The organism is Endozoicomonas sp. SCSIO W0465 (assembly GCF_023716865.1).
GTDB lineage: Bacteria > Pseudomonadota > Gammaproteobacteria > Pseudomonadales > Endozoicomonadaceae > Endozoicomonas.
In genome coordinates this window covers 2,211,915-2,227,037 of record NZ_CP092417.1, presented here as the reverse complement: position 1 = coordinate 2,227,037, position 15,123 = coordinate 2,211,915, and the positions used below count along the sequence as shown (strand labels likewise).

The window sequence follows — 15,123 nt, the reverse complement described above, 5'->3', positions numbered from 1 at the left end:
TTGCCTCTGGTACGTGAGACGGGTGCCCGCCTCTATGAAGATTCCCCTTACTGTGAGTCCTTGCCTTTGCAGGCCGCCCGTACAGGTGATCTCAAGACATTGCAGAGATTGTTGGTACTTGATTCAGAGATTGTCCGGCAGACGTTCTGGTCTGTTGTGTCCGGCGAGCATATTCATCTTTTGTTCATCGCTGCCCTGAAGGGTGACACTGAGTGCCTGAAAACCCTGATCGACGCCGGGGCGGACCCCAACACCACTCTGACTTCTGACGGCGCTACCCCGGCGTACATCGCTGCCCAGATGGGTCACACTGAGTGCCTGAGAGCCCTGATCAACGCCGGGGCGGACCCCAACGTCGCCCGGACTTCCGACGGCGCCACCCCGGCGTTCATCGCTGCCCAAAAGGGTCACACTCTGTGCCTGGAAGCCCTGATCGACGCCAGGGCGGCCCCCAACGCCGCCCGGACTTCCGACGGTGCCACCCCGGCGTACATCGCTGCCCAGAACGGTCACACTGAGTGCCTGAGAGCCCTGATCGACGCCGGGGCAGACCCCAACGCCACCCGGACTTCCGACGGCGCCACCCCGGTGTACATCGCTGCCCAGGAGGGTCGCACTGAGTGCCTGAGAGCCCTGATCGACGCCGGGGCGGACCCCAACGCCGCCCGGACTTCCGACGGCACCACCCCGGCGTACATCGCAGCCCAGAACGGTCACACTGAGTGCCTGAAAGCCCTGATCGACGCCGGGGCGGACCCCAACGCCGCCCGGACTTTCGACGGCGCCACCCCGGCGTACATCGCTGCCCAGAACGGTCTCACTGAGTGCCTGAAAGCCCTGATCGACGCCAGGGCGGACCCCAACGCCGCCCGGACTTCCGACGGCACCACCCCGGCGTACGTCGCTGCCTGTAACGGTCACACTGAGTGCCTGAAAGCCCTGATCGACGCCAGGGCGGACCTCAACGCCGCCCGGACTTCCGACGGCACGACCCCGGCGTACATCGCTGCCTGTAACGGTCACACTGAGTGCCTGAAAACCCTGATCGACGCCGGGGCGGACCCCAACGCCACTCTGACTTCCGACGGTGCCACCCCGGCGTACATCGCTGCCCAGAACGGTCACACTGAGTGCCTGAAAGCCCTGATCGACGCCAGGGCGGACCTCAACGCCGCCCGGACTTCCGATGGCACCACCCCGGCGTACATCGCTGCCTGTTACGGTCAAACTGAGTGCCTGAAAGCCCTGGTCGACGCCAGGGCGGACCCCAACGCCGCCCGGACTACCGACGGCACCACCCCGGCGTACATCGCTGCCCAGGAGGGTCGCACTGAGTGCCTGAAAGCCCTGATCGACGCCGGGGCAGACCCCAACGTCGCCCGGACTTCCGACGGTACCACCCCGGCGTACATCGCTGCCCAGAACGGTCACACTGAGTGCCTGAAAGCCCTGATCGACGCCGGGGCGGACCCCAACGCCCCCCTGACTTCCGACGGTGCCACCCCGGCGTACATCGCTGCCCAGAACGGTCACACTGAGTGCCTGAAAGCCCTGCTCGACGCCGGGGCAGACCCCAACGCCGCCCGGACTTCCGGCGTCACCCCGGTGTACATCGCTGCCCAGAACGGCCACACTGAGTGCCTGAAAGCCCTGATCGACGCCAGGGCGGACCCCAACGCCGCCCGGACTTCCGACGGCACCACCCCGGCGTACATCGCTGCCCAGAACGGTCACACTGAGTGCCTGAAAGCCCTGATCGACGCCAGGGCGGACCCCAACGCCGCCCGGACTTCCGACGGCGCTACCCCGGCGGACATCGCTGCCCGGAACGGTCACACTGAGTGCCTGAAAGCCCTGATTGACGCCAAAGCGGACCTCACCTACGTTACCGTCCCCAGGTCATAGCGTGGTAATATTGCCTCGTTCCCACGCTCCGGAGGCTGTCGCGAAACCCTCAAGCAGGTACGATACAGAAATTGCCTGCTTGTACCTCTGAAACAATGACGACAAAACAAAAAGTACACATTGATCGAACGCCCCAATTCGATATTTTTGCGCCCATCACCCAGAGTGAAGTGGAAAGTGAACCGGTAAAGCCTTCGCATTCATCGCAAAGGTGCTTTATTTCTCCTGATGCTGAAACTATTTACCTGGGTAATACATCGCTCAAAAACTATCTGTGGGTCAGCGGTGGAATATTCCCCGACCATGCTAATATTGGCCGCTTTATTAACCGCCACGCCGAGCAACTGACCGGCTCTTTCTTTGAGTCCATAGTAAAAACAGTACTCAGGAGAACGCATTCAAAAGGTGATCGTCTTGCCGGTGATGGTACTTTAGTTCATGCTGCTTGCTCCCATTACCACCTGATCAGGGAAGAAGCAGTAAAAACCGCTCTGGAAGAAGCTCAACAGCAGTTAGAAAAAAAACCGGAAGACCCCATCAAAAAGGCCGATGTCGAAAAAAAGACAGATGTCTTTAACAAGTTACAGGAACGTCAAGCACTACGAAAGCGGGCAGGTAGCAAGCCAGAAGACTTCCGTATTTGCCCCGTTGAGTCCGAGGCTGTCGTTCAGAAAATGAAGCGGGGACGGGGGCATGCCGCATCGTATAAGCCATCTTCGAAGCCAATGCACAACCAGTAAGACTGGCCGTCGAATCAGGCGTTTCAAAGTAGACGACGCAAGGGATGCGTTGAAAACAGTCATGGAACATCCGGCAGCAAAGGTGGTGTTTAAAAAACGACAGGCAATGGTTGAGCCGGTGTTTGGTTATCTGAGAACGGTGCAGGGCTTAAATCGGTTTCGTCGTCGGGGACTAAAGGCTGTCAGATTGGAGTTTAGTCTCCACTTGCTGGCTTATAACCTGAGTCGGGTTAATGCAGCGACGTTACAGATATACAATGATGGCAGTATAACCAAATAAAGGTACTCATAGCCTGCCAGATGGCAGGCTATGCTCCTGATAATGAGGCTTTAGCGACAACCTCTCCCCCGTGGGAATGCAGACCGGGGGCTAAGTTACCGTTAATGGTTGGAAGCACCAATGTTCAGTAATTCTGCTGATCAACCGGCCAACAGTTAATTTTTTTGCTGCCGTCAGTTCTCGCCTCCAGGCCAGATAATGGGGAAGGTAACGAGTTGCAACCCCTTGGAATACGCCGCCAATCCAGCGTTTTAAATGACTGTGATAAGAATTTACAGTCTGGATGTGGTAGATGCCTTCAACAACATGTTGACCTGCTGATGTCACCAGCTCCTTGAAGACAAATCCAAGCTTGTCAGCAAGTTTTTCGTGAGCGAGGTGTGCATCCGCACAGACCGTGGCCTGTATCGATATGCGGCCATTTAAATGCCTGCACAATTCATTAGCACTTTCGTTTTCTAATACACCGTCAACGGTATTTCGATTACGGTCCCGAGCCACCATTACCGGGACTTTTCGGGCTTTGTTGGGATCATTACCCCGCTTTCGGGTTGGCCGTGGAAGGCCTTCTCTTTGCCCTTTGAAGGATTCACGGAAAAATGTTTCATCAAGCTCAGTAATGCCACAAAGCTCTTCTGCTTGATCATTATTAATCACTTCAAGAAAGCGGTGACGCCAGCGGAACGCAGTTTTCAAGTCAATGGCATTCTCAGCAGCAGCTGGTCGCAAGACCATAGAGTGAGTCATACCTGCGAGGTACTTGTTCCATTTTTCAGGGTGCCTGAGCCTTGCCAAAGGCGTTCCACTAAAGGCGTTAAACGTTGAGTCGCAAGTCTTGCAGTGGTAGCGCTGTCGGCCATTTCGTATGCCCCAGCGACCAACGCTATGGCTTTTGCATTTGGGGCACCTGGGGTTTTCGGCAAATTGGGCAAGTATGCTCTTTTCTACGTCAGGTGTTGCATTATCGTTATTGGGTATAGATTCACTGTAAACAGGTTCAGAGTCAGTGGTTTCTACTACCTCGGTAACCTCTATTTGAGTACTAAGGAGCGAGTTGTTAAGAATGTCTCGCTGTTCACTGGTTAATGTTGAAATGGAATCAATAAAATTCTGGAAGAGTTCAGATTGCATATCACTCCCCTACAACGTAGATTTTATGGGAGTTTAGCTGATTCAACCATTAACGGTAACTTAGCCCAGACCGGGCCTCTGTGGAACTGTGGGTCTCCATTAAACTCTCATGATTCCGGGCATAAATAGATTGTTTTGCATCTGGCAGGCTCCGGTATGCATTCTCACGCAGAACATGGGAACGAGGAGTCTGGCTGTATGGGTATTAGCGCTTTTCTGCACTAGGAGCCTGTCGGACTTAAGGCTGTCCTACTGCGGTTGCGATAAATTGGTCTAAAAATTCCTGCTTCTTCGTCAAATAGCCCTGCTATTCTCCTCAGAATCAGAAATTTTTATCCTCAATTTCTCGCAATCCTCGCTACGGACGCTTAAGTCCGACAGGCTCCTAGAACATGCGATGTACTGAAGAGAGTTTTCTGACAATTCTATTCCCGTAGCGTACCACCAGATCAGGGGTCTGTTGTTCTGGAAACTTCTCGAAACGACTGTGAATGAATGACCAGGCTGCGTGTGCCTGCTGAACAGGCACCATGGCATGAGGATGATCACTCAACTCGTTATTAAATGCTGTCATGCGCCTGCCAAACCGATCGGCCAGTGCTTTGAGTTGCTTCTGGCTGACCATCGTTAGCTCGGTGCTTTGCTCCGCAATCATTAAACTCAGATAGTCTCTGGTTATGTGCTGCATTAATAGCGCTTGCTCAAGAAAGCGAAGTTCCTGAGACGCTTCTGATTGCGCGCTGGCCGCTTTTTGCCTCAACAGAATCAGTTGGCGATCCATTTTGGCCAGAGCGCGCAACAACGAGTTTGCTGGAGGAGCCTCTGCACCGACTGGAATCGTACTCAGCCAGGTAATATGTTTGTTGATAACGGGCCACAGAGCAATGAACGTGGTCAGAAGTTCATCGGTTTCAAGGTCAGTGGTTTGCTTTGGCATGGAATGAACGCTGATGTTCAATGCCTGCTGCGCCTCTTGAAGTGCTTCCCGCGCCGCTTGATCGAGAAAATCCAGCTGTAATCGGTGAATATTGATCAGCATTTCATTGAGATCAATTTCCTGCTGAATAATGTTCTCCAGTGATAATGCAGCATTTGTCTTACTGGCCTTTGCACTGGTTACCAGAAAGAAAGTGGTAAAAGCAATAAAGATTACAGCTCGAAACGTCATGATAGCTTCCGGGTTGGTCTTTAAGCAGAATGTTATCGGCAATCCGGTTGCTGGCTGTAGGCGGTTGACCCCGGTGGTCCTGAGATCAACGCTTCACCAGTATGTGGATATCCGTCCATGGATGCCAGGTTTGTATGGAGGCTGGTTTGCCAGCCTTCTGCGCCATTATTATTTGTAGCAAAATTGCTCTGAAATAGACAGTGCAGGCACTTGTTCTTTTTAAGCTTGCTTAAGCTGGGCTTTCAGCTTGTCTGGAACTCCTGTAATGATTAGCTGGTCATTGACTTCATCATAGCGAATCTGCCCGCCAAGCAGCTCTGCATCAAAAGAGAGGCTGAGTCCCTTGCTTCGCCCGGTATAGCGTACCAGCTGCGTCAACTTGCGGCGTTCAGGGGACATCGGGGTGCTCATGTCATAATCCTGAGTGTTGACAAAGCGGGCAAAGTCGTCCGGGCCGGCTTCACTCAGGTGGCCGGTCAGCTCCTGCATGGAGAGGCTTTCGCCTTCGTCCAGTTTGTTCTGGCAATAATCATAAACCTGTCGTTTAACAATGGTTCGGTTCTCTTCCACCGGCTCCTCCTGACAATAGGCCTCCACTGCCTTGAGCAGGGTATCGGCTTCTTCTTTGCTGCTGCTGGTTTCGCTGCAGCCAATCACCTCCTGGAATACGCTACTGAGACATTTGCCTCCCTTTGGACGAAGAAACGATAAATAGCGCCCCGCTTCCGGGTTTTTCTGCCAGTCGGTGATATTGATACGACAGGCCAGTGACATCCGGGCGGTGTCCAGGTAAGACGTGTCCTGAATGGTCAGCTCATCCGTAATGGTGACACTGTTCTGGCTGCTGAGCATGCAAAGCAGTAGATACCGGGTCAGGCCCTGTTGATAGTCGGCGAACATCACGTAGCCACCATTGATGGCTCCGGCCTCACTGAGGTTTTGCCCAAGGCTGGTCAGTGTGTCAGTGGTGAGCCGGGTAAAACCGGCAGCCTGCTCATCGGAACTCTGATCCATATATTGCTTCAGGCGCTCAGGAAAACTGTCCTCTGCCAGGTCGGAAAACTGGCCATAGCACTTGTCCGGTTTTTTATTATAGGTTTGCAGCAAGTCGTCCAGAACCAGCTCCAGAGAGGGGGAGGAGACCAGACTTTGGGAAGCTGGAATGGCTTGTAACTGCTCTGAACCGTGGGCAAGGTCCAGTTTGTGAACAATAATCTGTTTGATGGTCATGACTTGATGCTGAAAAGTCCGAATTGATACTCAATATGGTACAGGGATTCTGTGTGTTTTGCTTTATTCGGCAAACTTCCGGAACTGCCGTTGGCGATGGGTTGGGCTGAGTCCATCATGGCGGGCTTTGCCGGGGCAGGAGAGGAGTAAAGAGGTTATCCAGGCTCTGCCTGACCTGTTTGTCCAGGGCATGCTGGTTCGGATTTATTTTGGCCATTAGCTGGATGCTCATGTACAGGTTCAATAGCTCACTGGCGATGACCTCACGGTCAATAGCAGCACTGCCGTTTTTGTCCGGTTCCGTATATTTCCCAATAAAGTCAATAAAGCCATGTCGTAGCATCTGGATGCCTTTCTGCACCAGTTCTGATGCTTCGGATGGCAGTAGATGGAGTTCGTTGCTGGTATTGATCAGGAAACAACAGTTTCGATAGCTGGCATCCTGACCATGACGATAACCGGAAGTAAAGAAGCGGCGGAGATCCAGTAGCGATGGATTGTAGGCCAGGTATTTATCGATTCTTGGTTGCAGCTGCCATTCAAGATAGTGCTCAAGAATGCAGAGAAATAATCGCTCTTTATTCCGGAAGTGATAATAAAGGCTACCCGGGTGCATTTCAGTGGCTTCTTCCAGTTGCTTCAATGAGCAGGCATAAAACCCCCTGGACCAGAAAAGCTCAAGAGCGTCGCTTAACACCTGTTGCCGGTTGAATAAGGATGATCTTCCCATAGGCTCACTATTGATTATTGTCATTCTAAGTTAGCAGAGTTTTGAGTTCTGTTAACAGCCCTGTGGTGCCGGGGCATTGCTTATGCCATGATTCCGGTGCATTGCAGAAACATTCCGGACTAAACAACAGACCAAAAAAACAGAGGTGACAAATCATGGCACTCACACCGTCTTCTATGGTTGAACTGGGTTTTCAGGCTCCGGATTTCAGTTTGCCGGATGTTTTCACAGGAACAGAAAAAACAGTGGCTGATGTGGCAGGAAGTAAAGGGCTTCTGGTGATGTTTATCTGTAACCATTGTCCTTACGTTGTTCATATTGAAGAGGCGCTGGTGGCATTGGGTAAGGAGTTTCATGGCACAGATCTGGGGATTGTCGCGATCAGTGCCAATGATGTGGCAGACTATCCCCAGGATAGCCCTGAGTTGATGGCTCAAAAGCGTTATGGATTTCCATACCTTTATGATGAGACGCAACAGGTGGCTAAAGCCTATCAAGCGGAATGTACGCCGGACTTTTTTCTGTTTGATGGTGGTTTGACCTGCGTTTATCGCGGCCAGTTTGACAACTCAAGGCCCGGGAATGGCAAGCCGGTGACCGGTAACGATCTCCGCAGTGCAATGACTGCTCTACTGAAAGGCCTGCCTGTCAGTGAAGACCAAAAGCCCAGTATCGGCTGTAATATCAAGTGGCGAAAGTAGTTGGTCAGCCATTGCCCTGTGGATAGTTTTTCCTGAAAACCTCCTGTCCCATGGCATTGATCTGCTGGTCAATCATAAGACTGAATGTGTCCAGAAGCTGCTGATGTGCTTTGCTGTCCCGGCTGGCCTGACGCAGCAGGTTAACCGCAGCTTCTACCGTTGATAAGGCGCCTGCTCCGGGTGCTTTTCGAATGCGATAATCGGATAGGGAAAGATCAGTCAGTTCAATACCGGGCAACTGTTGCAGCAGTGGGTTGCAGTAATAAATCTTTTTGGCTTTTCGCCAGGTTCCATCCAGGATAATCAGTACTTCCGGCGTCTCAGTTCGCAGGACATCCTGGCTGGCCCTGGCATTCGCTCCGGGAAATAGCAGGTAGCAGTTCTTTTCTGCCAGCGTTTTCAGAAGTTGTGAATGATTGGAAAAATCTTCACCCACCCATACCTCGCAATTACCGATACCCAGCTCCAGAATGCGCGCCGTATTCAATGGGTGTCTGGACTCTCTGGGGTGCTGCAGGATAATAATATCCATGCAGGCAGCCTCTTCCTTGAGCGCTTTACAGTAACACTGCTTTTGTGGGCGTTGGCATCCGCGGCACAGGGGTCTTGGCATGATTATGAATAGTGTATGTGGTATTGCTCTTCTGTCTTGATGACCCTGAGAGGTTTCAGCCAATGATGATAACAGGGTTGCCAGAAGGTTTGATAGCCAGCGAATAGCATTGTGATACCATTCGCCAGGCGGGATAATCAGGCGTTCTTCATCTGAAAAATCAGCTTTTCAGCGGTGCAATCAAACTCAAACATGGCACGAATCACTGTCTGGCCGTTTTCATCAACAGTTTCAGCAGAGATCTTGCAGTTACCGGAACCGATTTTTACCGCTTCTTCTTTCAGCGCATCAAATCGAGATTCCGCATTGACGCCGGACAGGTCGATGGTCAGAACGGTATCGTCTTCTTTTATGATGGTACCAACTTCCACGCAGTTACAGGCCAGGCTTTCGTAAGGATCTTTCTCATTCATGGCGGCTACCTACTTTCAATATTTTTACTGTCGTCCAAACGAAAAAAGCCGGGGAAATACCCAGCTTTTTTATTATCGAACCCGGATCATAGCGTTGAATAAAGGTAACTATTCAGCACTGAGCAAAGGCATATTACAGTAATTCCGAACAGCTCTATGAAGTGATTGATATATGTCCATTCCCTGTTTTCTGGCAGACGACAAATAGCTGCGAATCCGTGCAAACATAGAACCACCGTCTGCACTCCTGAAGCAGCCTGAGATTTTCTGCTTTAACTTGGCCATTCGAACATCCCGCTCACTGCCATTGTTATCGAAGGGAATGGTAAAATCTGACATGAAGCGCAGTGTCTCAGCCTTGAACTCAGTGAGTCGTTTGAAGAGATTGTAAGCTTTAGTATTCTTGACTTTCTTGCGCTTAAGCTCCTCTCGTTGCTTCTCCATATAGACGACTTCTTTCATTAGAGCCCGCTGAAGCAACCGGTCATAAATCTTCTCGATTCGTTCACAGACAACACTTGGCATCTGTAGCATACCTATGGTCTTAAAGCCCTTGCAGTAATGCCAGGAAAGCCTCAGTAGCTTCATCAATCGCAACGCCAGTTGATTGCTGTCCCTATCAACAACACCCAAAAGCTCCCTCAGGTGATGGGCATTGCAAAGTACGTGAGTTGCCGCATATGCAAAATAGGATTTCCAATGATCATGAACCAGAACGCCTGCAAATGTTAGCAGTATGCCCATCGTGTCCATGGCCTCACGACCTCGCTTTTCAGACAAGTAGTAGAGCGTCCATTGTTCATCCCGCATAACGTGTAGCCAGTGCAAAGAGCCCTCGGCCCGCATACCCGTTTCATCGGCTCCGGCAACAGACGATTCCCGCAAGGCGTCACGAATAACCTCTTCAGTAGAAGCCAGATTTTCATAGGTTCTGGCCACAAAATTGGCGACAGTGCCTGCACTTACACTCATTTTATAGAGAGTATTAAAATACTCTGACACGCGCTTAAAAGGCAGGAAATGGTATTGGTTAAGATAGACGGCCATAGCCTGTGTGGCTGAGCCATATTGTGCGGCAGCGGTAACACCTTCCGGGAATTCAGCCTGATTCCGACAACCACAAGTGCAGATTTTTACTTCAGCTCTATGGGCCGTTACTTCAAATTCACCCGGTCTCCCTGGTTCAAACACCTGTCGTTCAATATATTTGACCGGCTCACTATCAAGAAGAGACGCCTGACATTTATTGCATTCTTTAACCGGAAGGTACTCAATATAGTCAGGGATATCGACCTGTTTAAGACAAGTGCCCTGATGCCCTTTCTTTCCACCGGCTTTATTACCAGAAGACTGTCTCAGACTTTTAGGATTGGGTTTTTCATCCGATGGATCGGTACCTTTATCTGCGGAAAGGTCGTCAGAATGATCTGGAGAATTACTGTTTTTACAAGGTTTTTGATAACCATCAGACGATGGCGGCTTGCTGCTGTTTTGACTGTTCTTGCCAACCTTTTCTTCCAATTCTCGACATCGCTCTTCCAGACAGGCAACTCTCATCCGCAGCTCTGCATTCTCTTTCAAGAGAATCTCAGCCGACATAGTTGCGGGTAGTTCTGGAATCATGCTGGCGAATATTGTGGAAAAATGGTGCTTAAGAGGATGGTATAAAAATCAGAAAATTCCAGATTTATGTGGGGGTGCTGAACAGTTACGAATAAAGATTCACACCAGCAGATTCATGACAAACATGGCCATCAGAGAGTTCAGGATACAGATCCCGAACATGACCGGGTAACGGCGACCATCGGTACCGACAACGCCAAGAATACGGCCAGCGTATTGAATGGTGGAACCCATCAGGTAAATAGCAGGGGCCAGAATGGCAATGTCGCGGGCGTGCAGGGCACCTTCATTTAACAGGCCGACGGCAACACCGACCGCGCCACCCATGGACATCACGGCCGCCATCAGTACGGCAGCCCCTTCACCGGGTACGCCAAACAGCGCCATTACCGGGCCAAAGACGGTGGCCAGAACATTCAGAAAACCGGTCAGGGACAGAATCTTGATGATCACGAAGGCCATCATGATGTTCGGGATAATGCTCCCGATGCCAATGCCCCAGCCTTTACGGGCGCCTTCCACAAAGACGTCAGTGATCATCTTTTTACTGTCAGGTGCTGCACTCATGATCAGTTAGCCTCCGCAATCTTGGCAGTGATTTCTTTTTCGCCGGATTTTTTGTCAATGGCCTTAAGGTAGAAACGCATAATGTTGGCACCGACGATTTTGAAGACAAACATGACCGCCAGAGCAAGGCCAATAGAACCGGGAACCGTAGTACCCGCCGTATCAGACAGGGTGAACAAAATGGCGCCGGAACCGAAGAAGTTGACGATCAGTGCACCGCCAGAAAACTGAAAGGCGGTAAAGACATCCTTCTCTTTGTCAGTCAGTTCGCCCTCATCTGCCAGGGATTTGGTAAGGCCCGCACCAACGTCGGTGGACTGCAGACTGCCGATAATCGCCAGCCCGGTAGAGCCGGGAATACCCATCAGGGGGCGAAGCAGAGGCGTCAGCATTTTACGGGCGGCTTTCAGCGCACCGTAATGCTCAAGCACAGCGATCATACCCAGGGCAAACATGGCCGTAGGTACCAGACCCAGGGCAAACAAAAAGCCGTCGGCTGCACCACTGCCACCCACGCCACGGAAAGCGGACATGCCACCAGTGGCGTCTTTCATCAGCTTACCAAAGCTGCCATTAAGGGTGGTGAAGTCAAAGACACCGTACCACTCATTGGACTTAAGCAGTCCGGAAAAGAACACGACAGCAAATGCCAGTGCTAAATAGGCGCCAATGGAGACCTTCTCATGATCATCAGTTTTCACGGTTTCCTCCCGGGATATTTACAAGAGATGGTAGAAATCTGATTAAAAAATATACATTGAAGGAGAGTTTATAAGTCGGTTGCTCAAAATAAAATCAGGATTAAACGCTGTATTTATCTCCGTGGTTTCGGTTCTTACCAGATAGCCTTCTTATTTCAACCAGCTATCAGTTTTGCTGATAAAGACCACTGTGCTTTGTTGTGAAGTGTTGAATATTGAAGAAGTTAAAAGGGAATGGGGTGTTTTTCTGTGATGATGTGGTTTTTTCCGTGGGTAGGTGATTTCCCTTTTTTCTTACGTGTTTCTGGTATAGGCTGCGCTTTGTTGTGCTCATTTAAACAGTAAATTGTCATGGGGTAATACCTGCGCTCAATGGGCCGGGCTGACCATGACAACTTATGAAGGCAAAGTGGGTCGGAATACCATCGAAAGGCAGATAGCCATGTCCGAAAAGCCAATAGAGAACCCGTCGTCGCTGCGTCGCAATGTCAATATGCTGGGTACCTTGCTGGGTGACGTCATCCGGGATCACAAGGGCGAAGACTTTTTCAATAAAATTGAGTCTATTCGCAAATTGTCCAAAGCTGCCCGCAATGATGCAGTGGGTGAGGATGGTGAAAATGAACAGCAGGCACTATTGAACCTTCTGCACAGCCTGCCTGATGATGAGCTGGTACCTGTCGTAAGGTCTTTCAGCCATTTCCTGAATCTCACTAATATTGCCGAGCAGTTTCACCTGGTATCCAGGGACTGTGAAACCAGCTACTGTGTTCCTGACCATTTTCGTGAACTGCTCAACACATTGAAACAGAAAGGTTTCAGTGATCAGCAGATTGCAGAGAAAGCCTCTGAACTCGATATTGAGGTGGTACTTACTGCCCACCCGACTGAAGTAACCCGCCGTACATTAATTCAGAAATATGAGCAGGTATTTCAGTGTCTCAATGATCTGGAAAACCAGTCGCTCAGTGAGCATGAAAAACAGCGCATTGAACAGCGCATTCGCCAGCTGATCACTCAGGCCTGGCATACCTATGAGTTTCGCAGTAAGCGACCCACACCGGTTGATGAAGCAAAAGGTGGCTTTGCCACCATTGAAAACTCGTTGTGGAATGCGGTGCCACAGTTTGTCCGTCAGATGGATGAGCGCCTTCAGGCGTTTACCGGTCATCGGCTGGCGATTGACGCAGTACCCGTTCACTTTTCTTCCTGGATGGGCGGCGACCGGGATGGTAACCCGTTTGTAACGTCTGAAGTGACTCGTGAAGTGTTGCTGCTCAGTCGCTGGATGGCAGCAGACCTGTTTCTAAGAGATCTGAAACCATTGATCAGCGAGCTTTCCATGAACGACTGCAGTGATGAACTGCGAGCGCTTGTGGGTGACTCCCGGGAGCCTTACTGGTCTGTGTTAAAAGAGTTGCGGGAAAAACTGAAGCATACACGGCAATGGTGCGAACGGGGTCTGGCCAGACCCGGGGATGTCTATTTAACGCCGACAGCGGGGGTCATTCTTGATAATGAAGACCTGATCAGGCCGCTAAGATTGTGTTACCAGTCGCTCCATGATTGTGGCCTGGGTGTTATTGCCGATGGTCCTTTGCTGGATACCCTGAGAAGGGCTTACTGCTTTGGCCTGACCCTGATTAAATTGGATATCCGTCAGGAGTCCGGCCGTCATACCCAGGTATTCAGTGAACTGACCAAGGCCCTAGGTATGGGCGATTATGAGCACTGGGAAGAACTGGAAAGACAGAGTTTCCTGCTGAAAGAGCTGCAGAACCCAAGACCGCTTTTGCCAAACACCAAAGGGCCAAACACCAAAGGGCCAAACACCAAAGGGCCAAACACCAAAGGGCCAAATAAGTGGTCACCATCCCCTGAAGTTCAGGAAGTTTTAAACACTTGTCGTGTAGTGGCTGCCGAGGGTTCCAGGGCCTTGAACTGCTACGTGATTTCCATGGCTACTCAGCCATCGGACGTACTGGCAGTGGCTCTGCTGCTGAAAGAGTGTGGCGTGGATTTCGATATGCCCATCGCGCCACTGTTTGAAACACTGGACGACCTAGACAATGCGGCAGAGTGTATCCGTCACCTGCTTTCATTGCCCTGGTACCGCGGCTATTGCCACGGTGGCCAGATGGTCATGATCGGTTATTCCGATTCTGCCAAGGACGCTGGCTGGATGGCGGCCGGCTGGGCACAGTATCGTGCCATGGAAGAGGTCACGGCGGTATGCGCTGAGGCTGATGTCAGGCTGACCTTGTTCCATGGCCGTGGTGGTACCATTGGCCGTGGTGGTGGCCCGGCTCATAAGGCTATTCTTTCCCAGCCTCCGGGTTCGGTCAATAATCGCCTGCGGGTGACCGAACAGGGTGAAATGATCCGCTTCAAGTTTGGTTTTCCACAAGTGGCGGTACAGAGTCTGATGCTTTATGCCAGCGCCACACTGGAAGCAACCCTGTTACCGCCACCGGTGCCAAAGCAGGAGTGGCGTGAGGTGATGGACCAGTTGTCAGCGGATTCCGTCAGGGTTTACCGGGGCATTGTTCGTGACGAACCTGATTTTGTGCCCTACTTCCGGGCAGTAACGCCAGAAATGGAGTTGGGTAAATTGCCTCTTGGGTCCCGTCCTGCCAAGAGGAAACCCAATGGTGGCGTGGAAAGCCTGCGTGCGATTCCCTGGATTTTTGCCTGGACGCAGATTCGCCTCATGTTGCCAACCTGGCTGGGCTGTGGCGAAGCGCTGGAGAATGCGGTCAACAACGGCAACCGGGATGTGCTGGAAACGATGATGACCGACTGGCCTTTCTTTAAGGCACGCCTGGAAATGCTGGAGATGGTCTTCATGAAGACCGATGCTCAACTGGCCAAGTATTATGAAGACCAGCTGGTACCCGGGCATCTGTGCTACCTGGGTGAAAAACTCAGACGTATGCTGTCGTCTGCCATTGAAGTGCTGCTGGATCTCAAGGAAGGGGATGAGCTGATGTCATCACAACCGCAGAGCAGAGAGGCCATCGGTTTGCGTAACCCTTACACGGATCCGCTGAACTTCCTGCAGGCTGAGCTGTTGCAACGGGTTCGCTCCCACGAACAAGCGACCGGTGAGGATGCTGAAGTGAGTGAAGAGCTTGAACAGGCACTGATGATCACCATTGCCGGTATTGCCGCTGGTATGCGAAATACTGGTTAATTGAGCGTGTGCCGCAAGCAGACAATCAGCAGCGTAGGAGGCGCTGCTGAATGATGGAGTGCTTTCAGCCGGATCGGAAGGCGCATATTGTTAATCCGTTGTCAGTTCGCAATAAACACATGATGACA

15 protein-coding genes are annotated in these 15,123 nt (G+C 51.5%); 6 read left to right on the top strand and 9 right to left on the bottom strand.

Going from position 1 to position 15,123, the window contains the following annotated elements:
• The 3 genes from MJO57_RS09670 (at position 1) to MJO57_RS09660 (ending at position 2,925) form a co-directional block, all read left to right on the top strand.
• On the top strand, positions 1 to 1,905 hold the full coding sequence (locus MJO57_RS09670) for an ankyrin repeat domain-containing protein (RefSeq protein WP_252024888.1): 1,905 nt from the start codon (positions 1 to 3) through the stop codon (positions 1,903 to 1,905).
• A 95-nt stretch (positions 1,906 to 2,000) separates the two neighbouring features.
• Positions 2,001 to 2,645, top strand: coding sequence for a hypothetical protein (locus MJO57_RS09665; protein ID WP_252024887.1), 645 nt, complete (start codon positions 2,001 to 2,003; stop codon positions 2,643 to 2,645).
• Positions 2,599 to 2,925, top strand: a complete 327-nt coding sequence (locus MJO57_RS09660; protein WP_252024885.1) for a transposase — start codon at positions 2,599 to 2,601, stop codon at positions 2,923 to 2,925. Before MJO57_RS09665 ends, MJO57_RS09660 begins: the two co-directional genes overlap by 47 nt.
• Before the next feature lie 90 nt (positions 2,926 to 3,015).
• Here the strand turns inward: MJO57_RS09660 and MJO57_RS09655 are convergent, their stop codons facing one another.
• The 4 genes from MJO57_RS09655 to MJO57_RS09640 form a co-directional block, all read right to left on the bottom strand.
• Positions 3,016 to 4,056, bottom strand: a complete 1,041-nt coding sequence (locus MJO57_RS09655) for an IS1595 family transposase (protein WP_252017335.1) — start codon at positions 4,054 to 4,056, stop codon at positions 3,016 to 3,018.
• 385 nt (positions 4,057 to 4,441) lie between these two features.
• Entirely contained in the window at positions 4,442 to 5,224 is a 783-nt protein-coding gene (locus MJO57_RS09650) for a hypothetical protein (RefSeq protein WP_252024882.1), read from the bottom strand.
• Positions 5,225 to 5,443: 219 nt separating this feature from the next.
• Positions 5,444 to 6,454: a nucleoid-associated protein gene (locus MJO57_RS09645; RefSeq protein ID WP_252024880.1), complete on the bottom strand. Its 1,011-nt coding sequence runs from the start codon at positions 6,452 to 6,454 to the stop codon at positions 5,444 to 5,446.
• A 115-nt stretch (positions 6,455 to 6,569) separates the two neighbouring features.
• Positions 6,570 to 7,208 (bottom strand): TetR/AcrR family transcriptional regulator, encoded by a 639-nt coding sequence (locus MJO57_RS09640; protein WP_252024878.1) that lies wholly within the window; start codon positions 7,206 to 7,208, stop codon positions 6,570 to 6,572.
• Between the two features lie 131 nt (positions 7,209 to 7,339).
• Here MJO57_RS09640 and MJO57_RS09635 point away from each other — a divergent pair, with 131 nt between their 5' ends.
• A complete protein-coding gene (locus tag MJO57_RS09635) occupies positions 7,340 to 7,885 on the top strand; it encodes a thioredoxin family protein (protein WP_252024876.1) in 546 nt (181 codons plus the stop codon).
• 4 nt (positions 7,886 to 7,889) lie between these two features.
• Here MJO57_RS09635 and MJO57_RS09630 read toward each other — a convergent pair whose 3' ends face one another.
• The 3 genes from MJO57_RS09630 to MJO57_RS09620 form a co-directional block, all read right to left on the bottom strand.
• Entirely contained in the window at positions 7,890 to 8,498 is a 609-nt protein-coding gene (locus MJO57_RS09630) for a tRNA-uridine aminocarboxypropyltransferase (RefSeq protein ID WP_252024874.1), read from the bottom strand.
• Positions 8,499 to 8,635: 137 nt separating this feature from the next.
• Positions 8,636 to 8,911: a DUF406 family protein gene (locus MJO57_RS09625; protein ID WP_252024872.1), complete on the bottom strand. Its 276-nt coding sequence runs from the start codon at positions 8,909 to 8,911 to the stop codon at positions 8,636 to 8,638.
• Positions 8,912 to 9,019: 108 nt separating this feature from the next.
• Positions 9,020 to 10,534: an IS66 family transposase gene (locus MJO57_RS09620; protein WP_252017330.1), complete on the bottom strand. Its 1,515-nt coding sequence runs from the start codon at positions 10,532 to 10,534 to the stop codon at positions 9,020 to 9,022.
• Between MJO57_RS09620 and MJO57_RS09615 the strand changes: the two genes are divergently transcribed.
• Positions 10,533 to 10,706, top strand: a complete 174-nt coding sequence (locus MJO57_RS09615; protein WP_252024870.1) for a hypothetical protein — start codon at positions 10,533 to 10,535, stop codon at positions 10,704 to 10,706. The two genes, MJO57_RS09620 and MJO57_RS09615, sit on opposite strands and share 2 nt — an antisense overlap.
• Here MJO57_RS09615 and MJO57_RS09610 read toward each other — a convergent pair.
• Together MJO57_RS09610 and MJO57_RS09605 are read right to left on the bottom strand one after the other, a co-directional pair.
• Positions 10,634 to 11,101, bottom strand: coding sequence for a YjiG family protein (locus tag MJO57_RS09610; protein WP_252024868.1), 468 nt, complete (start codon positions 11,099 to 11,101; stop codon positions 10,634 to 10,636). The two genes, MJO57_RS09615 and MJO57_RS09610, sit on opposite strands and share 73 nt — an antisense overlap.
• Positions 11,102 to 11,103: 2 nt before the next feature.
• Positions 11,104 to 11,802, bottom strand: a complete 699-nt coding sequence (locus MJO57_RS09605; RefSeq protein WP_252024866.1) for a nucleoside recognition domain-containing protein — start codon at positions 11,800 to 11,802, stop codon at positions 11,104 to 11,106.
• Between the two features lie 442 nt (positions 11,803 to 12,244).
• Between MJO57_RS09605 and ppc the strand changes: the two genes are divergently transcribed.
• Entirely contained in the window at positions 12,245 to 14,995 is a 2,751-nt protein-coding gene (gene ppc / locus MJO57_RS09600; protein WP_252026997.1) for a phosphoenolpyruvate carboxylase, read from the top strand.
• The last annotated feature ends 128 nt before the right edge of the window (positions 14,996 to 15,123 follow it).